Origin of the sequence: Streptomyces sp. NPDC048057 (genome assembly GCF_040653095.1) — a bacterium.
Lineage (GTDB): Bacteria > Actinomycetota > Actinomycetes > Streptomycetales > Streptomycetaceae > Streptomyces.
In genome coordinates this window covers 84,103-106,563 of the sequence record NZ_JBEZNF010000018.1, presented here as the reverse complement: position 1 = coordinate 106,563, position 22,461 = coordinate 84,103, and the positions used below count along the sequence as shown (strand labels likewise).

Here is a 22,461-nt window from a genome sequence, read left to right as displayed (position 1 = left end):
GTGAGCGACACCACCGAGACCACAAAGAGCACCGTGGCCGCCGCGCCCCGTCCCACCGGCGCCGTCACCACCGCGACGACCGCCCCGACGAAGACCGCCCCCCGGCGCCGGCGCGAGCCCCGGGAGCGGGACACCCTGCCGAGCGCCCTGCGCATGCGCACCCGGGGGAAGCTGGTGCGCGGCGTGCTGCTGGCGCTGGCCTCGGTCGTCACCCTCTTCCCGTTCTACGCGATGGTCGTGCTGTCGCTGAAGCCGGAGGGCGCGGTCGACCTGCCCGGCAGCCTGCTCCCGTGGCCCCTGGACGGCGGCAGTTACGGCGACGTCCTCGGCTCGCAGGACGTGCCGCGCTGGCTGTTCAACACCCTCGTGTACTCGCTGGTGTCCGTGGTGGGCACGCTGCTGCTGGCGGCGCTCGCCGGCTACGCCTTCGCGAAGAAGCGCTTCCCCGGCCGGGAGGCGATGTTCTGGTCGTTCCTGTCGATGGTGATGGTCCCGTACCACGTCACGATGATCCCGACCTTCATCCTCATCGCGAAGCTCGGCGGGGTGGACAGCTACTGGGGTCTGATCGTCCCCACCCTCGCCAACGCCCAAGCGGTGTTCCTGATGCGGCAGTTCATCCTCGGACTGCCCGACGAACTCTTCGAAGCGGCGCGGCTCGACGGCGCGAGCGAGCTCCAGATCTTCTTCCGCATCGTGCTGCCGCTGCTCAAACCGATCCTCGCCACCCTCGGCACCTTCGTCTTCCTGTGGCACTGGAACGACTTCATGTGGCCGCTGGTCATCGGCCAGAGCACGGAGATGCGCACGCTCACCGTCGGCATCGCCTCGCTCCAGCAGCAACAGGTGCCGCTCAACCAGGTCCTCGCCGGTTCCGTCGTCGCGTTCGTGCCGATCTTCAGCGCCTACCTCGTGGGTCAGCGGTACTTCACCGAAGGCATCACCGGCTCCGCAGTCAAGGGATGACGCCCATGCCAATCTCACCCACGCACACTCCGCCGTCCGCCCCGCCGGTGTTCCCGGACGGACAGGACGCCCTCGAAGCGCTGCTCGCCGCCCCCTCCCCCGGGCTCGTCGCCGACCTCGCCGACCTCGACGGGGACCTGGTGATCCTCGGCGCCGGCGGCAAGATGGGGCCGAGCCTGGCCCGGCTGGCCCGGCGCGCCCTGGACGCGGCCGGCCGCAGCGACCTGACCGTGCACGCGGTCTCCCGCTGGACGGACCGCGCCGCCGCCGACCGGCTGGCCGCCGACGGGGTCGCGCCCGTCCCCTTCGACCTGCTCGACGGCGACCCGGCGACCCTGCCGGACGCGGGCAACGTGGTCTTCATGGTCGGCGCCAAGTTCGGCTCGGCGGGCAGTCCGACGCACGCGTGGGCGGTGAACTCAGCCCTGCCGGACCGGGTCGCGCGCCGCTACCGCACCGCCCGGATCTCCGCGTTCTCCACCGGCAACGTCTACCCGCTGGTGTCCACGGCCTCCGCCGGCAGCACCGAGGAGGACGCGGTGGCGCCGGTCGGCGAGTACGCGATGTCCTGCCTCGGCCGGGAGCGGGTCTTCGGCTACCACGCGGCCGAGCACGGGCTGCGGCTCGCGGTGATCCGCCTCAACTACGCCGTCGACCTGCGGTACGGCGTCCTCGCGGACATCGCGACCGCGGTGCACTCCGGCGCCCCCGTCGATCTGACGACCGGGCACCTCAACGCGGTGTGGCAGGGGTACGCCAACGAGGTCGCGCTGCGCGCGCTCGCCCACGCGTCCGGTGGGGAGACCCCCTTCACGCTGAACCTCAGCGGCCCCGAGACCGCGTCCGTACGCCGGCTGGCGCAGCTCTTCGCCGCGGAGTTCGACCGCCCGGCGCTGTTCGCGGGCGAGGAGTCGGGCACCGCTCTGCTGTCCGACTCCTCCCTGTGCCACGCCCTGTTCGGCTACCCCGCCCTGTCGCTGCGGACCCTGGTGTCCTGGCAGGCGGAGTGGATCCGGCGCGGCCATCCACTATCCGGCAAGCCCACCAAGTTCCAGGTCCGCGACGGAAGGTTCTGACGCACCGTGTCCACCCCCACGTCCTCCCCCACGTCCGCGCCCGCCGCCCCCGGCCCGCTCGACGTGCTCGCCGCGGGCACGGTCGTCCCCGCCCATCCGCTGGCGCTGGACGCCGAGCGCCGCCTCGACGAGCGCCGGCAGCGCGCCCTGACCCGCTACTACCTCGCCTCGGGCGCCGGTGGCATCGCGGTCGGCGTGCACACCACCCAGTTCGAGATCCGCGAACCCGCCGTCGGACTGCTGCGCCCGGTGCTGGAGTTGGCCGCCGAGGAGATCGGCGCCCACGGCGCGGCGGAGCCCGGCGGCCGGCCGGTCGTCAAGGTCGCCGGTGCCTGCGGCTACACCGCGCAGGCGGTCGCCGAGGCCGAACTCGCCGCGTCCCTCGGATACGACGCCGTCCTGCTGAGCCCCGCCGTCCCCGGCGCGGACGAGGCCGGGCTGCTGGAGCGCACCCGCGCGGTCGGCGAGGTGCTGCCGGTGATCGGCTTCTACCTCCAGGACGCCGTCGGGGGCCGCCATCTGTCCCCCGACTACTGGCGGGCGCTCGCCGACATCCCCTCCGTGGTCGCCATCAAGACGGCGCCCTTCGACCGCTACCGCACCGCCGAGGTCATCGCGGCCGTCGCCGCCTCCGACCGGGCGGAGGAGGTCGCGCTCTACACCGGCAACGACGACGCCATCATCCAGGACCTGCTCACCCCCTACCGCACCGCGCGCGGGCTGCGCTGGTTCGCCGGCGGGCTGCTCGGCCAGTGGGCGGTGTGGACCCGGGCCGCGGTGCACCTCTTCGACGAGGTGCGGGCCGCCCGCGCCGGTGACCACGCCCTCACCACGGACCTGCTGCGGCGCGCGCCCCAACTCAGCGAGGCGAACGCGGCCGTGTTCGACGTCGCCAACGCCTTCCGCGGCTGCATCGCCGGCGTCCACGAGGTGCTGCGGGCGCAGGGGCTGCTCGCGGGGACCTGGTGCCTGAGCCCCGACGAGCGGCTCTCGCCCGGCCAGGCCGAGGAGATCGCGCGCGTCGGCGCCGCGTACCCCTGGCTCACCGACGACGACTTCGTGCGGGAGCACCTCGATGACTGGCTCCGCTGACAGGTCGGCGCCCGGGGCGCGGCGGATCGTGGTCGCGGTGCCGCCGCGGCTGCGGGCGGAGTTCTTCACCGCGGACGCCTGGCGCCGGCTGAGCTCGCTCGCGCAGGTCACCGTGGTGGACGCGCACGACGACCGGGCGGCCGTGGCCGCCGCGCTGGACGGCGCCCACGTGCTGGTGACGGCGTGGGGCGCGCCCGTCCTGGACGCCGAACTACTCGCGTCGGCCGATGCGTTGGGGCTCGTCGCGCACACCGGCGGCGCGGTCAGCCGGTTCGTCACCCGGGACGTCTTCGACCGCGGCGTCCAGGTCACCCAGGCGGGTGCGGCGATGGGCCCGCCGGTCGCCGAGGTCGCACTGACCTTCACCCTCAGCCTGCTGCACCGGGTGCACCGCTTCGACCACGCCCTGCGTGGCGGGGCGGAGTGGGCCGTGGCGAGCGAGGCCCCGCCGCGGCACGAGATCCGCGCCTGTCCGATCGGGGTGATCGGCGCGTCCCGGACCGGCCGGGCGTACATCGCACTGGTACGGGCCCTGGGCGCGCGGGTGTCGGCGTACGACCCGTACCTCACGGCGGACGAGGCCCGCCGACTGGGCGTGTCCGTCGCGCCGCTGGCCGAGGTGGTGCGCACCAGTCGGATCGTCGCGGTGCACGCTCCGGCGCTGCCGGAGACCCGGCATCTGCTGGGCGCCCGTGAACTGGCCCTGATGCCCGACGGCGCGGGGCTGGTGAACACCGCCCGCTCCTGGCTGGTCGACGAGTCCGCGCTCCTCGCCGAGGTGCGCAGCGGGCGGCTCGACGCGGCGCTCGACGTGTTCGACCAGGAGCCGCTGCCGCTGGACCACCCGTGGCGGGGTCTTGCGAACGTCCTGCTCACGCCCCACCAGGCGGCGGCCACGGTCCAGGGCCGGTGGGCGCTCGGCGACAGCACCGTCGACGAGGTCGAGCGCTTCCTCGGCGGGCGGCGCCTTCTGCACGCGGTCGGCCCCGAGTCGCTGACCCGGGTCGAGTGACCGGCCCCTCCCCTTCCTGCATTCCTGGCTTCCTGCCTTCCTGCACATCCCCGAGTGGAACGAACGGAACACCATGCGATTGATGCGTGTCGGCGCGGCCGGCAGCGAACGGCCCGTCCTGCGCGACGCGGACGGCCGGCACTACGACCTGTCCGCGCTGACCGACGACCTCACCCCCGAGTTCTTCGCCGCGGACGGCCCGGCCCGGGTGGCGGCGGCGCACCGCGCCGGCGCCCTGCCGCCGATCGAGGTGGGCGGAGTGCGGGTGGCGCCGCCGATCGCCCGCCCCGGCGCGGTGCTGTGCATCGGCCAGAACTACGCGGCCCACGCGGCCGAGTCGGGCGCCGAGCCGCCGGCCGAGCCGATCCTCTTCTACAAGGGGCCGAACTCGCTGGCCGGGCCCGAGGACGACGTCCTGATCCCGGCGGGCTTCGAGCAGACGGACTGGGAGGTCGAGTTGGGGGTGGTGATCGGGTGTCGGGCGCACCGGCTGACCCCGGACGAGGACCCCCTCGCGTACGTCGCTGGTTACGTCCTGAGCAACGACGTCTCGGAGCGGGCGGTGCAACTCGGCGCCGCCGGCGGCCAGTGGTCCAAGGGGAAGATCTCCCCCACGTTCAATCCGCTCGGCCCCTGGCTGGTCACGGCGGACGAGGTCGGCGACCCGCAAGCGCTGCGGCTGCGGTCCTGGGTGAACGGGGAGCCGCGGCAGGACTCCACCTCCGCGGACATGATCTTCACGGTCGCCGAGATCGTGCGCCATCTGTCGCAGTACGTCGCCCTGGACCCGGGCGACCTGGTGAACACCGGCACCCCGCAGGGCGTCGCGCTCTCCGGCCGCTTCCCCTATCTGCGCGCGGGTGACGTGATGGAGCTGGAGATCGAGGGCCTGGGCCGCCACCGCAACCGTCTCGTGGACGCCTGAGCCCGGGCCGTCTCAGCCCGCGTACGGCAGCAGCGGACGGCCGGTGACGCCCGGGCGCACGGTGAACACCGCGCCCGCCGCCGGGTCCTGGTCGTCGGGAAGCCCCTGCCGGGACGTGGTGACGTACAGCGTGGAGCCGTCGGCACCGCCGAAGGCGCAGGCGGTGACCTGACGGGCGTTCACCTCGACGACGGCGTCCAAGCGGCCGTCCGCCGTGTAGCGGTGGACGGCCGAGCCGCCCCAGAGCGCGACCCACACGCCCCCTTCGGCATCGAGCGCGATGCCGTCGGGGGCGCCGTGGTGCGCCGCGATCGTGACCCACGGCGCCACGGCGTCGAAGCGTCCCGTCGACGGCTCGACGGTGACCTTGGCGACGCAGCCGGTGGCGGTGTCGACGTAGTACGCGAAGGCGCCGTCGGCCGCCCAGACGAGACCGTTGGAGATGGTGGCGCCGGTGTGGACGACGGAGGTGGTCCCGTCGGGCGCGAGCCGGTGCACGTCGGCGGCGCCGGGCCGGGCGTCGTAGGCCATGCTGCCGCAGTAGAACGCGCCGTCGGGGCCGCACGCACCGTCGTTCATCCGCACGGTGGGGTCGCGCCACAGCTCGGGACCGGCCGTGACCGCGCCGTCCGGCGCGAGTACGGCGAAGCCGCGTTCCACCGCGACGACGAGTCCGCCGGCGCTGCGGGGCCGCCAGGCCGCGAGGACGTCCCCGACGTGCCGGCGCTCGGCCACGGTGCCGTCGCCGGCGAAGGTCACGAGGTCCCCGGCGATCTGGTCGACGACCCGCAGCCGCCCGGCGCACGGGTCCCAGCCCGGGCCCTCCCCGTGGTGGGTGACGACCCCGCTCCACTGCTCGGCCCGCACGGCCGCCCCTTTCCCACGGGCCCGTCTGGGCCGTTTCCGCCACGGTGGCGCGATCGTATCGAATGGCCGGGCGACGGTGCGGAGCCCGTTCACGCCTCGAAGCGGGCCCCGAGGAGCGCGACGTCGTCGTCCCGGTCGCCGGCGCCGAGCAGTTCGTCGAGGACGGTGTCGCACAGCGCTTCCAGCGGCGGCGCTTGGTCGGCGCCGCTCAGCCGGCCGAGGACGTGCATGACCTTCCGCACCTGCTCGATGCCGGTCCACACGTCCCGCAGCCGGGACTCCACCAGCCCGTCCGTGTAGAGCAGGAGGGTGGCGCCGGCCGGGGCGTCGAGTTCGACGGCCTCGAAGTCCACGCCGCCGACGCCGATCGGGGCACCGGGCGGTACGCGCAGGACTTCTGCCCGGCCGCCGAGGTGGAGCAGGATGGGCGGCGGGTGGCCGGCGTTGGCGATGGTGATCCGGTGCGAGACCGGGTCGTACACCGCGTACATGCAGGTCGCCATCCGGTCCGTGCCCAGGCGCTGGGCCTGCTCGTCCAGGCGGTGCAGGACCTCCTGCGGCGGCAGGTCGAGCCCGGCGAGCGTCTGCGCCGTGGTGCCAAGCTGGCCCATGATCGCGGCGGAGGTCATGGAGTGGCCCATGACGTCGCCGACGACGAGGGCGACGCGGCTGCCGGGCAGCGGGATCGCGTCGTACCAGTCGCCGCCGACCCGCGCCGTCTCCGACGCGGCCAGATAGCGCGAGGCCAGCTTGACCCCGGTCGGCTGCGGCAGGGAGTCCGGCAGCATGGTGCGCTGGAGTTCGTCCGCAACGTACGCCTCGCGCCCGTACAGCACCGCCTTGTCGATGCCCAGGGCCGTGTGCGTGGCGAGTTGGGCCGCCACGAGCAGGTCGTTCGGCTCGAACGCGGGCCGGTCGGGGCGGCGCAGGAAGACGGCAGCACCGATCACCCGGCGCCGCCCGCGCAGCGGTGCCAGGATCACGCGGTGCCGGTTCCGCACGTCCGGTCCCGAGCCGGCCAGTTCCACCAGGGCATCACGGTCCCGCACCGAAGCGCCGTCGCCGAAGACGGGCCGCACCCCGCGCAGCACCTCCGAGAGCGCGCTCCCGGAACGGACCTCGCACTGCTCGATCAGGGGGACGAACTCGTCCTCCTGCTGCTCGACGAAGGGGAGCAGGTCCGTCCCGACGGACCCCCGCTTCTCCGCCGTGGCACGCCGCCGGTCGGTGCGGCGCAGGCGCAGCAGGAACGGCGAGACAGGGCGCTCGTCGCCCACCGGCAGGGGGTCGCGCAGATAGACCAGGATCGCGTCCGAGAAGGTCGGCACCGTGGCCCGGCACAGGCCCAGCACGATCTCGTCGAGGTCGATCCCACGGGAGATCCGCCTCGTTGCCGACCCCAGGAACCTGACGGTGTCGGACGTCGCCCCGGCGGTCAGCGAGTTGTCCGGCGTTGTCCGGGACAACCCCGCTTCCACGCGTCCGTCGCGGATGACGCGGGTCGCCCCGTCGCCCACAGCCCCAGCCGTGCCCTGCCACCCTAGGTCGTCCGCGGCGTTCTGCACCGCCTCGTGCTGGCGGTCCAGGACCTCCCTGGCCTTCTCCAGCACCTGGTCGACCTCGTCGAGCGCTTCGTCGCCGCTGCCGTCGGCGACGTCCGGCAGGGCGAGGGTGCCGCTCGACTGGGTCGGTGCGCCGCGACCGGCGCGCAGTTGTGCCTCCAACTCCTGGATGCGGCGCGCGGCGTGGTCGGCGAGGCGCTGGGCGCGGTCGCGTTCCGCCTCGGCGCGTTCGAGCTGCCCGCGCAGATCGGCCTCCTGGCCCTGGGCGCGGCCGAGTTGGTTGCGGGTGGTGGCGAGCTCCGCGGGCTGCGGCACGGTCGCCGCGAGCGCGTCGAGTCGGCGGGTCAGCTCGGCAACGCGCTCCTGGGCCTGTCCCAGCATGCCGAAGAGGAGCATGGCCATCTGGAGGGCCTGGGCGCGCGCCCGTTCACTGGTCTCGTACGCCTGGCGCACCCGGGACAGTTCCTCCAGCGCGGCGATGGTGCGCTGTTGGACCGCCACGAGATCGCGGGCAGGGACGGCGTCTTGGGGCAGCAGGGGCGTGGGCGCGGCGCGCGCCGCGTCCCACAGGCGACGTGCCTCCCCGCGACACTCCGCGGCCTTCGCCTCGTCCGGCAGGCACACGTCGGCGATCGCCTCGACGAGGTCCCACGTCAGCCCCGGTCCGGAGAGCCGGTCCCGGAGCTTCCGCAGCTCCGGGACGTGTCCGCCGGTGAAGTGTTCGGCCGTCAGCCGGCGGTGCAGTTGGGGCACCGAGATCCCGGCGCCGTCCAGCCAGCCGCGGACCATGGCCACCAGTTCGTTGGTCTCCCGGTCCGTTCCGCGTGCCGGCGCCCACGGCCGCCCCGGCCGCTTCATTCCCCCCACGTGTTCCTCCTTCGTCGGGCCGTCACCCTCCCACGGGCATCCCGGTGGCCCCGGAGGCGTCCGGTTGTCCGGGGACAACCCCACGTTGTCCCCGGGACAATCTCCCGCCCCGCCGCCCGGGTCGGGCTCCGTCGGATGGTGGTGGCCCACCGGTCCCCGACGGCCCAGGAGGCCCCCGTGCCCGCCCGTACCGCGATTCTGCTGCTCGCTCTGGCCCTGGTGCTCTTGACCGCGGCCGGCGCCGCTGCCGTGGCCGGCGCCGTCGCCCGCTGGGGCGGCGCCACGGCCCCCGAGTGCGTCGCGGCAGCCGGTCGTGCGGCGGCGGCCACCTTGATGGTGTGTCTGACCGGCGCGGCCGTGTTCGTCGCCGCGGTCGGCACCTGACCCGTGCTCACGTCTCGCGCGGTACGCCGTCGGGCGTCGTCGCACGGGTCGTGGTGGTCAGCCAGGCCAGTGCGGCCAGCGCCAGCACGGCCGCGACGGTGAACATCGCGCCCGCCCCGGTGGGGATCGTCAGGCCGCCGACGAGGGTGCCGGCGCCGATGCCGAGGTAGATCGCGGAGGAGTTCAGGGCGACGAGCAGCGGGGCCTGGTCGGGGGCCGCGCCGATCAGGCGGTGTTGTTGCGGCGGGGTCTGGCACCAACTGGCGGCGCCCCATGCGGCGGCCAGCGCGGCGACGGTCGGCAGCGAGCGCGCGTCGGTGGCCGACAGCAGGGCGAAGGCCGTCATGGTCGCGGCCATCGCGGCGTAACCGACGGTCAACACCTTGGCCGGGCCGATCCGGTCGGCGGCGACGCCGGCGGCCAGGTTTCCGGCGATGGCGCCGAGTCCGTAGGCCGCGAGCATCCACGCGGTGCCCGAGCCGGTGACGCCGACGGTCTCCAGCGCCGGTTCGGCGAAGGCGTAGCCGGTGTACGCGGCGGCCATCCCGAGCACGGTCAGCGGCAGCACCGCCAGCACTCCGGGGCGGCGCAGCGCTGCGAGGCGTACGGTCAGCGGTACGGGGGCGGCGCCGGGCAGCGGCGGTGTCAGGGCGGCCACGGCCACCGCGGTCACCAGGCACAGCGCGGCCACCAGCCAGAGCGCGGCACGCCAGCCCAGCAGGGCGCCGATCGCGTCGCCGAGGGGGACGCCGAGTGCGGTCGCCGCCGTGAGCCCTCCGACGACCACGGCCAGCGCGCGGGCCCGCTGTTCCGGCGGCACCAGTCGGGCGGCGACCGCGCCGGCGGTCGGGGTGTAGGCGGCGGCTGCGACGGCCGCGAGGACCCTGGTCACCAGGAGCACGGGGAGGTTCGGGGCGAGCGCCGAGGCCGCGTTCGCCAGGCCCAGCGCCACGAGCGCGGTCACCAGGAGGAGCCGGCGCGGCACCCGGGCGGTGAGCGTCGCCACCACGGGCGAGGCCACCGCGTACGCCACGGCGAAGACCGTGACCGCCTGGCCCGCGGCGGCCGTCGACACGTCCAGGGAGGCGGCCATGTCCGGGAGGAACCCGGCCAGGACGAACGCGTCGGTGCCCACGCCGAACGTGCCGAGCGCCAGCACCAGGGTGCGTCCGAGGCCACCGGACCGCCTCGACGTTATCGAGACATTTAACATCCCGAATTACCTTTCAAGAAAGCCCGGCCGGGCGGCCGGGCGCAGCGGATCGCTTCTCGTGCGGGGCGTGCGGGACGGACGTACGGGAGGCGCCCGCGCAGGGGTGGGGCGCGGAGCGCTGCGGGTCAGCCGGACAGCCGTTGGTGGAACCGGCGCAGTCGGGTCGGGGCCGTCGGCGGGCTCACCGCGAGGAGGTCGGCGACGGTCTGCGCGGACAGCTCCCGCCGCCACGCCAGCTCCGCCTTCCGCATCGCCCGGGCCACCCCGCAGGGCCGCCCGAACTCCGACGGCGCGGCCTCGGCGCCGGCCCCCTGCTGCCGGATCTCGGTGCAGCGGAACGCCTCCTCCCGCCCCTCGACCGCGGACACCACGTCCATCAGGGTGATCTGTGCCGGCGGGCGGGCCAGTGCGTACCCGCCGCGCGCGCCGGGCGTGGAGGAGAGGATCCCCGCCCGCACCAACGGCTGGAGCTGCTTCTTCAGATACGCCGGTGGCAGTTCGAAGAACTCGGCCAGCCGCCCGGCGGAGACCGGCACCCGGTCTTCGAGCCATGCCAGGGCCAAGCAGCAGTGCAGACCCCACTCGACGCCTTCACCCATCAACACAATCGAGATACTACACATCCCGATTACCGGGGCCTCCCTGTTCGCGGGCCCCACCGAACCGCGGGGCGATGCGGGATGCCCGGGGTCAGGCGCGCGCAACCTCCCCGGCGCCGTCGGCCAGGGCGCAGGTCGCGACGACCAGTTGGTCCAGTGAGCGCCGGATGTGCCCCCACTGCGGATCGTCGCCGCCGACGACGCGCTGCAGGCACAACCCGTCCATGCCGGCGAGCAGGAAGCGGGCCAGCTCCTGCGGCGGGCGCGCATAGGTGCGGCCGGTGCGCTCCGCGATCTCGACGAGGGCTGCCGTCGCGATGTCGGTGGTGTCCCGGTAGTACCGGTCGACCACCTCGCGCAGCTCGGGGGTGCGCAGCGAGAAGGCGACCAGTTCCAGCCAGAGGACGTTCAGTTCGAGGCGGTCGCCGAAGTCGGCCCACACCGCGTCGGCGAAGGAATGCAGTGCGCCCTCCAGATCGACGGCGCCTTCGATCGCCGGCCCCACGTGCGCCACCAGGTCGGCGGTGAGCGTCTCCAGGACGGCGCGGTACAGATCGGCCTTGGTTCCGAAGGTGTAGTGCACGGTCGCCTGGGCGACGCCCAGTTCCGCGGCGATCGCACGGGTGCTGCCGGCCGCGACCCCTTCGCGCGCCATGAGTTCGATGGCCGCGGCGATGAGCTGGGGGCGGCGCTCCGCGGCGCTGACATGAGCCATGCGCCCACTATATCGACCGAGTCGTACGGCTATGTCATGCGACTTTGTCAGGTGACCAAGTCATGCGTATGGTGGAGCGGACGGTCAGACACCGAGGTCACTTGAGGGGCAGGTCGATGAACCCGACAGCACTCCGCCGCACAGCCCGGACCGGCGCCGTACCGCAGCGCACCCCGCTCCCGCTGCTGGGGCACGCCCTGAGCGTGCCGGCCGACGCCTTCACCCAGTACGCGATGCGCGAGGCCCGGGCGCTGGGCCCCATCTTCAACCTGCGCTTCTTCGACGAGGACAACCTGATCGTCTCGGGCGCCGACCTGGTGGCCGAGGTGTGCGACGAGTCCCGCTTCCGCAAGTCCACCAAGCCCCTGGTCACCGTGCGCGAGTTCGCCGGGGACGGCCTGTTCACCGCGGACGGCGACGAGCCCAACTGGCGCAAGGCGCACAACGTCCTGCTGCCGGCGTTCGCCTTCAACGCGCTGAAGGCGTACCACCCGACGATGCTGACGGTGGCCCGCCGGCTGCTGACGGCCTGGGACGCCGGCGCGGGCTCGCCGGTCGACGTCACCGCCGACATGACCCGACTGACCCTGGACACCATCGGCCTGTGCGGCTTCGGCTACGACTTCGGCTGCTTCGAGCGGGCCGAGGAGCACCCGTTCGTCGCCGCGATGGTGCGCGCGCTCGACCACGCCCAGCGCAAGACGGGGTTCGTCCCGGGCCTCGACTTCCTGTACGCGAAGGCCGAGCAGCGCCAGCGCGCCGACGTCCGCACCATGAACCGGCTCGCCGACGAGATCGTGCGCGCCCGCCGCGCCGACGCCTCCGCCGAACCCGGGGACGACCTGCTCGGCCTGATGCTGCACGCCCGGGACAAGGACACCGGCGAGCGCCTGGACGACACCAACATCCGGTACCAGATGCTCACCTTCATGATCGCCGGCCATGAGACGACCAGCGGCGCGCTCTCCTTCGCGCTCCACTACCTCCTGAAGAACCCGGCGGTGCTCGCTGCCGCCCAGGCCGAGACCGACGCACTGTGGGGGCCGTCCGAGGACCCCGACCCGTCCTACGAGGACGTGGGCCGGCTGCGCCATCTGCGCCAGGTCCTCAACGAGAGCCTGCGACTGTGGCCGACCGCACCCGCCTTCGCGGTGGAGCCCCTGGCGGACACCGTCATCGGCGGGCGCTATCCGGTGCGCCGGGGGCAGCCGGTCACCGTGCTCACGCCGATGCTCCACCGCGACCCGGGCTGGGGCGACAACCCCGAGCTCTTCGACCCGGGCCGGTTCGACCCCGAGCGCGTCGAGGCCCGGCCGGGCCATCTCTTCAAGCCCTTCGGCAACGGCGAGCGCTCCTGCATCGGCCGGCAGTTCGCGCTCCACGAGGCGACCCTGCTGCTCGGACTGATCGTCCACCGCTACCGGCTGCTCGACCACGCCGACTACCGGCTGCGCGTCAAGGAGACCCTGACCCTCAAGCCGGAGGGACTCACCCTCACCCCCGTTCGCCGGCGGACCGAGGAGCGCCGGCGGACCGCGGCACTGCCCGGCCCGGCCGCAGCCGGCGAACAGGCTCCCGCGGTGCCGACGACGACCGGCCTGCGTGCACCGGGAACGGCCCTCACCGTGCTGCACGGATCCAACCTCGGCACCTCCCGCAGCCTCGCGGCCGACCTCGCCGACGAAGGCGCCCGGCACGGCTTCACCACCCGTGTCGCGCCCCTCGACGACGCCGTCGCAGCGCTCGACGCCGAGCAGCCGGTGCTGATCGTCGCCTCGTCGTACAACGGGCGGCCCACCGACGACGCCGGACGCTTCGTGGCGTGGCTCGGGCAGGGCCCCGACGTGCCGGCGGGCCTGCCGTACGCGGTGCTGGGCATCGGGGACCGCAACTGGTCGGCGACGTACCAGCGCGTCCCCGCCCTCATCGACCGGCAGCTCGCGGACGCCGGGGCGAAGGCCCTCGTCGAACGCGCCGAAGTCGACGTCTCCACGGACGTGGCGGCCGACGTCGCGCGCTGGAGCGCCCGCGTGTGGCAGGCGCTGCTGGAGCGCTACGGCACGGCCGTCGAGGAGACGGCCGCGGCGCCCCCCGCCACCAGCAGATACGCGGTCGCCGAAGCCGCCGACGACGGATTCGTGGACGCCGTGCCCGAGGCGGCGGGGCTGGTGCCGCTTTCAGTGGCCGCCACCGGCGAGTTGGTCGACCTCGCCCACCCGCTCGGCCGCTCCAAGCGCTGGCTGAGCCTGGCGCTGCCGGACGGCGTGGCGTACCGCACCGGTGACCATCTGCTGGTGCGCCCGACGAACCCGTCCGCGCTGGTGGACCGCACCCTGCGGCTGTTGGACCTCACCCCGGACCGGGTCGTCGTGCTGACGGCGGCGGGCGGGGCTCAAGGCCCGCTGCCGACGGGACGGCCGCTGACCGTACGGACCCTGCTGACGCACTTCGTGGACCTCGGCCGGCCGGCGACGGCCCGGCAGGCGACCGCGCTCGCCGCGCACGCGCCGTGCCCCCCGGAGCGGGCGGCCCTCCAGTCCTTCGCCCCGGGTCGGGCGAGCGTGCCGGACCTGCTGGAGCAGCACCCCTCCTGCCGGCCCGACCTGCCCGCGCTCCTCGACGTGTGCGCCCCGATGAACCCGCGCTACTACTCGATCTCGTCCTCCCCCGCCGTCGCTCCCGACCGGGCCGAACTGATGGTGGCCGCCCATCCGGTGCCGCACCGGGACGGCGACGGCACGTTCCTCGGCGCCGGTGCCGCCTATGTGGCGGGCCTGGTGCCGGGCGACACCGTGTACGGCCGGATCTCCCCCTGCCGGGACGCCTTCCGGCTGCCCGTCGACCCCGCGGTCCCCGTGGTCCTCGTCGCCGCGGGCACCGGCCTCGCGCCCTTCCGCGGCATGGTGGCCGACCGCGTCGCCGCTCCCGGGGGCGACCGGGCCCCGCTGCTGGCCTACGTCGGCTGTGACCACCCGGACGTCGACTTCCTGCACCGAGCCGAGTTCGAGGCGGCGCAGGAGGCGGGGGCGGTCAGCCTGCGCCCGACGTACTCCCGGGCCCCCGAGGACGGCGCCCGGTTCGTCCAGCACCGGCTGCTGCGGGAGTCCGCCGAGGTGTGGGAGCTGCTGGCGGCCGGCGCCCACATGCGGGTCTGCGGCGACGGCCGCGCGATGGCCCCCGCGGTGCGGGACGCCCTGCGGGGCATCCACACCCGGCACACCGGCGGTGACCAGGCCGCCGCCGAGGCGTGGCTGACGGAGCTGATGGCCGAGGAGCGGTACGTGGAGGACGTCTGGGCGGGCTGAGCACCGCGACCGGCCGGGCGGCACGGGCGCCGCGCCGGGCCCGTACGGACGTCTGGGATGATCGCCAGGGCCACCGGGCCGGCCCCACGAGGACCGGCCCGACGCCGGCGCAGGCGCCCCGCACACCGGTGGGGCGACGTCATCGACACACCCGAGGAGTACGCGGCCATGGCCCCGGACACCCCTTTGCCGCCCGTGTTGTTCACCTCCGTCCGCACCGACGGGGGACGCCTCGGGGACCTGCTGGTCGTCGACGGCCGCATCGCCGCGCACGACCCGGCCGAGCTGCCCGCCGGGTGCGTGACCGTGCCGGCGGACGGCGCCCTCGCGCTGCCGTCGCCCGTGGACGCGCACATCCACCCGGACAAGACGACCTGGGGCGGGCCCTGGCTGAGCCGGGAGCCCGCGCACTCCCTCAAGGACCTCATCGAGGGCGACGTGCGGACCCGTTCGAGCATCGCCGCCCCGGTCGCCGAACGCGCGGGCGCCCTGATGGACAACGCCGTCGCGCACGGCACCCGCGCCATGCGCGCGCACGTCGACGTCGCCCCGGTGTACGGCCTGTCCGGTGTGCACGGAGTGCGCGAGGCCGCCGACGCCCGGCGCGACCTCCTCGACGTCCAGATCGTCGCCTTCCCCCAACTCGGGCTGCTCAGCAGGCCCGGCACGGCCGAACTCCTCGAACGGTCCCTCGCGGAGGGCGTCGACGTCCTCGGCGGACTCGACCCGATCGGGGTGGACGGCGACCTGGACGGGCAGTTGGGCTGGCTCTTCGACACCGCGGTGCGCCAGGGCGTCCCGCTCGACGTCCATCTGCACGACGGGGGCCACGACGGGCTGCGCCAGGTGACCGAGATCGCCCGGCGCACGGTGGCCGCGGGCCTCGAAGGCCGGGTCACCGTGAGCCATGCGTTCGCTCTGGCCGAACTCTCCGGGGACGCGTTGGCGCGGACGGCGGACGTCCTGGCCGACGCGGGGGTGCACCTGACGACCTGCGCGCTGGGCGCGGACCCGGTCCTGCCCACCGACGCGCTCACCCGGCGCGGGGTCCTCGTCGCGGCGGGCTCCGACGGCGTGCGCGACGCCTGGTCGCCCTTCGGCGACGGCAACATGATCAACCGTGCGCATCTGCTCGCCTACCGCACGGACGCCCGCACCGACGCCGAACTCGCCGCCTGCTACGAGGTGGTGGCGCAGGGGGGCGCCGCGCTGCTGGGGCTCCCCGCCTCCCGGCTCGCCGTCGGCGACCCGGCCGACTTCGTCCTCGTGGCGGCCCCGTCGCTGCCCGCGGCGGTCGTGGACCGTCCGGTGCCGAGCGCCGTGGTACGCGGCGGTCGGGTGATCGCCCGCGACGGGCAGCTGGTGTGACGGCGGGGTCCGAAGCCGTCAGAAGCGGTCCACGAACCAGCCGGCCGCCGCGTCGGTGACCGCGTCCAGGGCGCCCGGCTCCTCGAAGAGGTGCCCGGCGCCGGGGATCACCACCAGCTCGCACTCACCGCCGACGCGCAGCTGCGCCCGCCGGTTGAGGTCGAGGACCAGCAGGTCCGCGCCGCCGACGATCAGCAGGGTGGGCGCGGTGACCGCGGGCAGGCGTTCGTCGGCGAGGTCGGGCCGCCCGCCGCGGGACACCACGGCCGCGCAGTCGTTCTCGGGTTCCGCCGCCGCCCACAGCGCCGCGGCGGCGCCCGTGCTCGCGCCGAAGTAGCCGAAGCGCAGCCCGCGGGCCTCGGGCCGGGCGCGGAGCCAGTCGGTGGCGGCGGTGAGGCGCCCGGCCAGCAGGCCGGTGTCGAAGACGTTGGCCCGGTCGTCCGCCTCCGCCTCGGTGAGCAGGTCGAACAGGAGGGTGCCGAGGCCGTGGGCGTGCAGTCCGTCGGCGACGTGGCGGTTGCGGGGGCTCGCCCGGCTGCTGCCGCTGCCGTGGGCGAAGAGCACGACGCCGCGTGCGCCGCGGGGCACGGTGAGGTGTCCGGCCAGGTGCTCGCCCGGGCCGGCCGGGATCCTCACCTCCCGATCCGTCGGGGCCGGCCCGTCCGCGGGGGTTCGGTGTGCGGCGCGTTTGAGGATCGCCACCACCTCGTCGTCCTCCGTCTGCGCGAAGTCGACGTAGAACTGGCCCACCGCGCTGAAGTCGGCCGGCGTGTCGGGGCAGATCAGCTCGTCGGCCTCGGCCGCGAGCAGTTCGGTCCAGCCCGGCGGTGCGACGGGCACCGCGAGGACGACGCGGGCCGCGCCGCGCGCCCGGGCGATCCGGCACGCGGCCCGGGCGGTCGAGCCGGTGGCCACGCCGTCGTCGACCACGACGACCGTGCGGCCCTTCAGCGGCTCGGGCGTCCGCTCGCCCCGGTAGCGCCGGGCGCGCTCGGCGAGCAGGGCGCGCTCGCGGGACTCGACGCGGGCCAGCTCGTCGTCGCGCACCCCGGACATCCGCACCACCCGGTCGTTCACGACGCGTACGCCCTCCTCACCGATTGCGCCCATGCCCAGCTCGGGCTGGAACGGCACGCCGAGCTTGCGCACCAGGCACACGTCGAGGGGGGCGTCGAGGGCCCGGGCGACCCGGGCCGCCACCGGCACCCCGCCGCGGGGCAGCCCGAGGACGACCACGTCCCGTCCCTTGAGGTGTTCGAGCCGGGTCGCCAGGAGCCGTCCGGCGGCGTCCCGGTTCGCGTAGTGCTCGTACGTCATCTCCACCGCTCCCCTCGTGCTGCCGTCGCGCCGGGGGCCGATGTGATCAATTGTCGCCCACCCGCACGGGCGATCGCCAGGCCGGACGGAGCCGGGTCACCACGCGCAGCCGTCGCACTACCCTGGGAGCCGTGACCGGTGACCGCGTCACCGTGTTCCTCTGCGGTGACGTCATGCTGGGACGCGGCATCGACCAGATCCTGCCGCACCCCGGTGACCCCGCGCTCGCGGAGGCGTACGTCAGCGACGCCCGCACCTATGTGCGGCTGGCGGAGGCCGCGTACGGCCCGGTGCCCCGCCCGGCGCCGTACTCCTGGCCGTGGGGGGTGGCGCTGGAGGTGCTCGACGCCGCGGCGCCCGACGTGCGGATCCTCAATCTGGAGACCTCCGTGACCCGGGGCGGGGAGCGCGTCGTCGGCAAGGGGATCCACTACCGGATGCACCCCGGCAATCTGCCGGCGCTGACCGCCGTGCGCCCCGACGTGTGCGCGCTGGCCAACAACCACGTCCTCGACTTCGGGCGGTCGGGGCTGAGCGACACCCTCGACGCACTCGACGCGCTCGGTCCGCCCGCGGGAGCCGGCGTGCGCCGGGCGGGCGCCGGCCGGAGTGCCACGGAGGCGTGGGCGCCCGCGGTCGTCCCCCTGCCGGGCGGGCACCGGCTGCTGGTGCTCGCGTGCGGCACGGCGTCCAGCGGCGTACCGCAGGACTGGGCGGCCACGGCCCACCGATCGGGGGTCGCCCGCGTCGACGAGCCGCTGGATCCGGCCCGGCCCGCCGCCGTGCTGCGGGCGGCGAAGCGGCCGGGGGACCTGGCGGTCGTCTCGGTCCACTGGGGCGGGAACTGGGGATACGGCGTCACGGCCGAGCAGCGGCGCTTCGCGCACGCCCTCGTCGACGCGGGCGCCGACGTCGTGCACGGGCACTCCTCGCACCACCCCCGCCCCCTGGAGGCGTATCGCGGCGCGCTCGTCCTCTACGGGTGCGGCGACCTGGTGAACGACTACGAGGGGATCTTGGGGCACGAGGAGTACCGGGACGACCTGCGGCTGCTCCACCTCGTCTCGCTCGGCGCCGACGGCGGGTTCCGGCAGGTCCGGATGGTGCCGCTGCGCGCCCGTCGGCTGCGGTTGGAGCACGCGCCGGACGAGGACGCGGCGTGGCTCCAGCGCACCTTGGCCCGGGTCAGCGGGCGCTTCGGGGTGCAGGTGGTGCGGGAGCGCGACGGCGTTCTCACCGCCCGCCCCCACCGCGCCGGCGCACGGCCCGCACAGGGGCGCGGGGAAGGCGGCTCACCGGCGCGCGGGGACGGCGGGCGCGATGGCGCGTGAGCCGCTCGGCGTCGCACCAGGGCTGCGCGATACGGGCGCCCCGTCGATACTGGTGCGCAGCGATGCGCCCCTGCCCGGGGAGCCCGAGCATCACCTGGACCGGCCGTCAGGAGATTTACGTTGCGCATGTTGATCAACGTCCCGGAAACCGTCGTCGCCGATGCCCTGCGCGGCATGGCAGCCGCCCATCCAGACCTGGTCGTGGACGTGGAGCAGCGGGTCGTGGTGCGGCGGGACGCGCCGGTGGCCGGGCAGGTGGGTCTGGTGTCCGGCGGCGGCTCGGGGCACGAGCCGCTGCACGCCGGTTTCGTCGGGCCCGGCATGTTGTCCGCCGCGTGCCCCGGCGAGGTCTTCACGAGCCCCGTGCCGGACCAGATGGTGCGCGCGGTGGCGGCCGTGGACAGCGGCGAGGGCGTGCTCCTCGTCGTCAAGAACTACACGGGGGACGTGCTCAACTTCGACATGGCGGCCGAACTCGCCGAGGACGAGGGCGTACGGCTGGCGAAGGTCCTGGTCGACGACGACGTGGCGGTGACCGACAGCCTGTACACGGCGGGGCGCCGGGGCACGGGCGCCACCTTGTTCGTGGAGAAGATCGCCGGCGCGGCGGCGGAGGCCGGTGCGCCGCTGGAGCGGGTCGAGGCGATCGCCCGCCGGGTCAACGAGGGCTCGCGCAGCTTCGGCGTGGCGCTCAGCGCGGTCACGACGCCCGCGAAGGGCAGCCCGACCTTCGACCTGCCGCCCGGGGAGCTGGAGTTGGGGATCGGCATCCACGGCGAGCCGGGGCGGGAGCGGCGGTCGATGATGACCTCCCGGGAGATCGCCGACTTCACCGTGCACGCGCTGCTGGAGGACCGCACACCGACGGGCCCGGTGCTGGTGCTGGTCAACGGCATGGGGGCGACCCCGCTGCTGGAGCTGTACGGCTTCAACGGCGAGGTGCAGAAGGTGCTCGCCGAGCGGGGCGTGACCGTGGCCCGCACCCTGGTCGGCAACTACGTGACGTCCCTCGACATGGCGGGCTGTTCGGTGACGCTGTGCCAGGTCGACGAGGAGCTGCTGCGGCTGTGGGACGCGCCGGTGCAGACCGCGGCGCTGCGCTGGGGCCGGTGAGCGACCACTCCCGGAGAACAACCGCACGACTGATCGTCCGAACCACCGAACACCGCCACAGGGAGGGCACGTGCTCGACGCCGACTTCTGCCGCCGCTGGATGAGTTACGCGGCCACGCTGATCGACCGGGAGGTGCACCGCCTCACGGAGCTGGACTCCGCGATCGGGGACGCGGACCACGGGGCGAACATGCAGCGCGGGTTCACCGCGGTGACCGAGGCGCTGGCGGAGCAGGAGACGGGTTCCCCGGGGGCGGTCCTGGTGTTGGCCGGCCGTCAGCTGATCTCGAAGGTGGGCGGGGCGTCCGGGCCGCTGTACGGCACGCTGCTGCGGCGCACCGGCAAGGAGCTGGGCGACGCGGCGGAGGTGACGCCCGCGCAGTTCGCGGTGGCGCTGCGGGCCGGGGTCACGGCCGTCGCACAGCTCGGCGGGGCACGGACCGGGGACAAGACGATGCTGGACGCCCTGGAGCCGGCGGTCGCCGCCCTCGACGACACGACCGCCTCGTTCGACGCGGCGCGGGCCGCGGCCGAGCAGGGCACGTTGGAGACCGTGCCGATGCAGGCCCGCAAGGGTCGGGCGAGCTATTTGGGCGAGCGGAGCATCGGCCACGAGGACCCGGGCGCCGCGTCGTCGGCGCTGCTGATGGCAGCGCTGGCGCAGGCGGTGGCGTCATGAGCGGACGGCAGCCCGTGGGGGTCGTCCTGGTGTCGCACAGCCGTGAGGTCGCGGACGCGAGCGCCGCGCTGGCGAAGGCGCTCGCCGGTGCGGGCGACGACGCGCCCGTGATCGGCGCGGGCGGTACGCCCGACGGGGGCGTGGGCACCAGTTCCGAGCTCATCGCCCGGGCGGCGCACGCGGTGGACCGGGGCGCGGGGGTGGCGCTCCTGGTGGACCTGGGCAGCGCGGTGCTGACGGTGAAGTCCCTGCTGGCCGAGGGGGACGAACTCCCCGACGGCGCCCGGCTGCTGGACGCGCCCTTCCTGGAGGGGGCGGTCGCGGCGGTGGTGACGGCGCTGGCGGGCGGCGACCTGGACGCGGTCGCGAACGCGGCGTCGGAGGCGTACGCGTACCGCAAGGAGTGACGCCGGCGGGGCGCGGGCTGCGGGGTCGTCCCGATGGGCGAGGGGCGTGCCTGTTCGGCGTAGCAGATGTGGCGGGGGCCCGGGCCCGTTCCTAGCGTCGGTCTCGACGTGGTGCCTGTCCCCCACCGAAAGAGCTGACCATGCGTGCCATACGACGTGCGGAACTCGCCCTGATCTGTGCCGCGACCGTGCTCACCGCCACCGCTCCGGTCGCCGCGGCGGCCGTGCCGGCGACGGTCGGGGCGTCGGTGTCGGCGCCACTGCCGGAGCCCGTGGACGAGGAGGTCCCCACGGTCCCGGCGCCGGCGACGGCACCGGTGGACCGCCTCACTCAGGACTCCGGCGCGGACGTGACGTCGTTCGGGTTCACGGTCACCCCGCAGACCGTCGCCCCGGGCGGGACGGTGACGCTGAACGCGACCGAGTGCGCCGTGCCGACGGTGACCGCCTCGTCCGGCGTCTTCGACACGGTGACGCTCACGGACGGGCAGCCCGCCACGGCACGGGTCTTCGACGAGGCCGAGCCCGGTGTCGAACACGTCGTCACCTTCGACTGCAAGGGCGAGCGCGGCTCGGCCAAGATCGTCGTCGAGGGGGCGGGTCCCACGGCGGACCGCGGTGCGGACGGGACGGTCGACGAGAGCACCGGTCAACTGGCGGACGGGGCCGTCGTACCTCCTGGCGACGGCGGTGACACCGGCGCGCACGAGCCCGGCACCCACGACACCGGCACCACCCATGACGCCGGGACCCAGGACGGCGGCGGCCACGACACCGGGGCCGCGCACGAGCCCGGCTCCGCGCTGAAGCCCGGTGGCGGGGTGACGGCCGGCGGGGGCGGCAGCCTCCCCCAGCTCAGCCCGACGCAACTGGCGGCCGGTTCCGCCCTGGTCGCGGGCGCGGTCGGCACGGGACTGCTGCTGATGCGTCGTCGGCGCGGCGCGGCGCGGTGAAGCGGCGCGGACGCTAGCGATGCCCGGCCCCCTGCCCCCTCCGGTGCCCCCGCCCATGCACCGCGCCCCGCGGCACGGCATCTGGTTCGCCCTGCTGTGCGTGCTGTTGCTCGGGGTGTTCCTGTTGCGTACGGGGTCGGGGGCGGCCGACGCCACCGCGGGCGCGGCCACCTCGGACGGTCCGCCGCGGCCCGCAGCGTCGGCGGCCCGTGCCGAACCTGTCGCCCGTACGCCTGACGTCGCCCCGCTCCCCCACTCCCCGCCCCGGCGGATCGTCATCCCCGCGCTGCGCGTCGCAGCCCCGGTCACCGCGGTCCACCTCGCCTCGGACGGCTCGATCGCGGCGCCGTCCGTCGACGACGGCAACCTCGCGGGCTGGTACGCGGGCGCCGCGTCCCCCGGCGGACGTGGCACCTCCGTCGTCGTCGGCCACGTCGACACCAGGTCCGGGCCGGCGGTCTTCTACCGGCTCGGCTCGCTGACGCCCGGCACCCGGGTGGAGGTCCTGCGCGCGGACGGCCGGACGGCGCTCTTCACCGTCCACGCCGTCGAGGCGTTCCCGCGCGACGACTTCCCGGCCGACCGGGTGTACCGGGACGTGCCCGGCGCCGAGCTGCGGCTGATCACCTGTGGCGGCCGGTACTCGGCCGGGACGGGGTACGAGGAGAACGTGGTCGTCTCCGCCCGGCTGACCGGGGTGCGCTGAGGGG

Annotated in this window: 19 protein-coding genes and 1 pseudogene; 14 read left to right on the top strand and 6 right to left on the bottom strand. The window is 74.8% G+C overall.

What is annotated here, in order from left to right; translation table 11 throughout:
* From AB0E05_RS22060 to AB0E05_RS22040, 5 genes are all read left to right on the top strand, one after another.
* Nucleotides 1-966 (top strand): carbohydrate ABC transporter permease, encoded by a 966-nt coding sequence (locus AB0E05_RS22060; protein ID WP_361965998.1) that lies wholly within the window; start codon nucleotides 1-3, stop codon nucleotides 964-966.
* A 5-nt stretch (nucleotides 967-971) separates the two neighbouring features.
* Complete coding sequence (locus AB0E05_RS22055; protein WP_361965996.1) at nucleotides 972-2,042, top strand: NAD-dependent epimerase/dehydratase family protein; 1,071 nt, start codon at nucleotides 972-974, stop codon at nucleotides 2,040-2,042.
* Between the two features lie 6 nt (nucleotides 2,043-2,048).
* On the top strand, nucleotides 2,049-3,134 hold the full coding sequence (locus tag AB0E05_RS22050; protein ID WP_361965994.1) for a dihydrodipicolinate synthase family protein: 1,086 nt from the start codon (nucleotides 2,049-2,051) through the stop codon (nucleotides 3,132-3,134).
* Entirely contained in the window at nucleotides 3,118-4,146 is a 1,029-nt protein-coding gene (locus AB0E05_RS22045; protein ID WP_361965992.1) for a hydroxyacid dehydrogenase, read from the top strand. Before AB0E05_RS22050 ends, AB0E05_RS22045 begins: the two co-directional genes overlap by 17 nt.
* 73 nt (nucleotides 4,147-4,219) lie before the next feature.
* Nucleotides 4,220-5,071, top strand: a complete 852-nt coding sequence (locus AB0E05_RS22040; protein WP_361965990.1) for a fumarylacetoacetate hydrolase family protein — start codon at nucleotides 4,220-4,222, stop codon at nucleotides 5,069-5,071.
* 12 nt (nucleotides 5,072-5,083) lie between these two features.
* Here the strand turns inward: AB0E05_RS22040 and AB0E05_RS22035 are convergent, their stop codons facing one another.
* The gene (locus tag AB0E05_RS22035; protein WP_361965988.1) at nucleotides 5,084-5,938 is read right to left on the bottom strand and encodes an SMP-30/gluconolactonase/LRE family protein; all 855 of its coding nucleotides are present in this window, start codon (nucleotides 5,936-5,938) and stop codon (nucleotides 5,084-5,086) included.
* 95 nt (nucleotides 5,939-6,033) lie between these two features.
* A pseudogene (locus tag AB0E05_RS22030) lies at nucleotides 6,034-7,548 on the bottom strand (SpoIIE family protein phosphatase); the annotation flags it as partial.
* A 996-nt stretch (nucleotides 7,549-8,544) separates the two neighbouring features.
* Between AB0E05_RS22030 and AB0E05_RS22025 the strand changes: the two are divergent.
* Nucleotides 8,545-8,751 (top strand): hypothetical protein, encoded by a 207-nt coding sequence (locus AB0E05_RS22025; protein WP_361965986.1) that lies wholly within the window; start codon nucleotides 8,545-8,547, stop codon nucleotides 8,749-8,751.
* Between the two features lie 7 nt (nucleotides 8,752-8,758).
* Here AB0E05_RS22025 and AB0E05_RS22020 read toward each other — a convergent pair whose 3' ends face one another.
* From AB0E05_RS22020 to AB0E05_RS22010, 3 genes are all read right to left on the bottom strand, one after another.
* Nucleotides 8,759-9,964, bottom strand: coding sequence for an MFS transporter (locus tag AB0E05_RS22020; RefSeq protein WP_361965984.1), 1,206 nt, complete (start codon nucleotides 9,962-9,964; stop codon nucleotides 8,759-8,761).
* A 125-nt stretch (nucleotides 9,965-10,089) separates the two neighbouring features.
* Entirely contained in the window at nucleotides 10,090-10,563 is a 474-nt protein-coding gene (locus AB0E05_RS22015) for an Rrf2 family transcriptional regulator (RefSeq protein WP_361965982.1), read from the bottom strand.
* Between the two features lie 91 nt (nucleotides 10,564-10,654).
* Nucleotides 10,655-11,278, bottom strand: a complete 624-nt coding sequence (locus tag AB0E05_RS22010) for a TetR/AcrR family transcriptional regulator (RefSeq protein WP_361965980.1) — start codon at nucleotides 11,276-11,278, stop codon at nucleotides 10,655-10,657.
* A 116-nt stretch (nucleotides 11,279-11,394) separates the two neighbouring features.
* Between AB0E05_RS22010 and AB0E05_RS22005 the strand changes: the two genes are divergently transcribed.
* Both AB0E05_RS22005 and AB0E05_RS22000 read left to right on the top strand, forming a co-directional pair.
* Nucleotides 11,395-14,583 (top strand): cytochrome P450, encoded by a 3,189-nt coding sequence (locus AB0E05_RS22005; protein ID WP_361965978.1) that lies wholly within the window; start codon nucleotides 11,395-11,397, stop codon nucleotides 14,581-14,583.
* A gap of 168 nt (nucleotides 14,584-14,751) precedes the next feature.
* Nucleotides 14,752-15,951 (top strand): amidohydrolase, encoded by a 1,200-nt coding sequence (locus AB0E05_RS22000; RefSeq protein WP_361965976.1) that lies wholly within the window; start codon nucleotides 14,752-14,754, stop codon nucleotides 15,949-15,951.
* 18 nt (nucleotides 15,952-15,969) lie between these two features.
* Here the strand turns inward: AB0E05_RS22000 and AB0E05_RS21995 are convergent, their stop codons facing one another.
* Entirely contained in the window at nucleotides 15,970-17,268 is a 1,299-nt protein-coding gene (locus tag AB0E05_RS21995; RefSeq protein WP_361965974.1) for a phosphoribosyltransferase family protein, read from the bottom strand.
* A gap of 131 nt (nucleotides 17,269-17,399) precedes the next feature.
* On the opposite strand from AB0E05_RS21995, the gene AB0E05_RS21990 reads away from it, so the two are divergent.
* From AB0E05_RS21990 to AB0E05_RS21965, 6 genes are all read left to right on the top strand, one after another.
* Nucleotides 17,400-18,599, top strand: coding sequence for a CapA family protein (locus AB0E05_RS21990; protein ID WP_361965972.1), 1,200 nt, complete (start codon nucleotides 17,400-17,402; stop codon nucleotides 18,597-18,599).
* A gap of 120 nt (nucleotides 18,600-18,719) precedes the next feature.
* Nucleotides 18,720-19,712, top strand: a complete 993-nt coding sequence (gene dhaK, locus AB0E05_RS21985) for a dihydroxyacetone kinase subunit DhaK (RefSeq protein ID WP_361965970.1) — start codon at nucleotides 18,720-18,722, stop codon at nucleotides 19,710-19,712.
* A 70-nt stretch (nucleotides 19,713-19,782) separates the two neighbouring features.
* Entirely contained in the window at nucleotides 19,783-20,391 is a 609-nt protein-coding gene (gene dhaL, locus AB0E05_RS21980; protein WP_361965968.1) for a dihydroxyacetone kinase subunit DhaL, read from the top strand.
* Complete coding sequence (locus AB0E05_RS21975) at nucleotides 20,388-20,798, top strand: PTS fructose transporter subunit IIA (protein WP_361965966.1); 411 nt, start codon at nucleotides 20,388-20,390, stop codon at nucleotides 20,796-20,798. Before dhaL ends, AB0E05_RS21975 begins: the two co-directional genes overlap by 4 nt.
* 140 nt (nucleotides 20,799-20,938) lie before the next feature.
* The gene (locus AB0E05_RS21970) at nucleotides 20,939-21,751 is read left to right on the top strand and encodes a hypothetical protein (protein WP_361965964.1); all 813 of its coding nucleotides are present in this window, start codon (nucleotides 20,939-20,941) and stop codon (nucleotides 21,749-21,751) included.
* 55 nt (nucleotides 21,752-21,806) lie between these two features.
* Nucleotides 21,807-22,457, top strand: a complete 651-nt coding sequence (locus AB0E05_RS21965) for a class F sortase (RefSeq protein WP_361965962.1) — start codon at nucleotides 21,807-21,809, stop codon at nucleotides 22,455-22,457.
* The last annotated feature ends 4 nt before the right edge of the window (nucleotides 22,458-22,461 follow it).

Excerpts from the sequence above, each read along its gene's own strand:
- AB0E05_RS22055 (WP_361965996.1), top strand. The coding sequence starts at position 972 with ATGCCAATCTCACCCACGCACACTCCGCCGTCCGCCCCGCCGGTGTTC.
- AB0E05_RS22045 (WP_361965992.1), top strand. The coding sequence starts at position 3,118 with ATGACTGGCTCCGCTGACAGGTCGGCGCCCGGGGCGCGGCGGATCGTG.
- AB0E05_RS22040 (WP_361965990.1), top strand. The coding sequence starts at position 4,220 with ATGCGATTGATGCGTGTCGGCGCGGCCGGCAGCGAACGGCCCGTCCTG.
- AB0E05_RS22020 (WP_361965984.1), bottom strand. The coding sequence starts at position 9,964 with ATGTTAAATGTCTCGATAACGTCGAGGCGGTCCGGTGGCCTCGGACGC.
- AB0E05_RS22015 (WP_361965982.1), bottom strand. The coding sequence starts at position 10,563 with ATGGGTGAAGGCGTCGAGTGGGGTCTGCACTGCTGCTTGGCCCTGGCA.
- AB0E05_RS22010 (WP_361965980.1), bottom strand. The coding sequence starts at position 11,278 with ATGGCTCATGTCAGCGCCGCGGAGCGCCGCCCCCAGCTCATCGCCGCG.
- AB0E05_RS22005 (WP_361965978.1), top strand. The coding sequence starts at position 11,395 with ATGAACCCGACAGCACTCCGCCGCACAGCCCGGACCGGCGCCGTACCG.
- AB0E05_RS22000 (WP_361965976.1), top strand. The coding sequence starts at position 14,752 with ATGGCCCCGGACACCCCTTTGCCGCCCGTGTTGTTCACCTCCGTCCGC.
- AB0E05_RS21995 (WP_361965974.1), bottom strand. The coding sequence starts at position 17,268 with ATGACGTACGAGCACTACGCGAACCGGGACGCCGCCGGACGGCTCCTG.
- AB0E05_RS21975 (WP_361965966.1), top strand. The coding sequence starts at position 20,388 with ATGAGCGGACGGCAGCCCGTGGGGGTCGTCCTGGTGTCGCACAGCCGT.
- AB0E05_RS21970 (WP_361965964.1), top strand. The coding sequence starts at position 20,939 with ATGCGTGCCATACGACGTGCGGAACTCGCCCTGATCTGTGCCGCGACC.
- AB0E05_RS21965 (WP_361965962.1), top strand. The coding sequence starts at position 21,807 with ATGCACCGCGCCCCGCGGCACGGCATCTGGTTCGCCCTGCTGTGCGTG.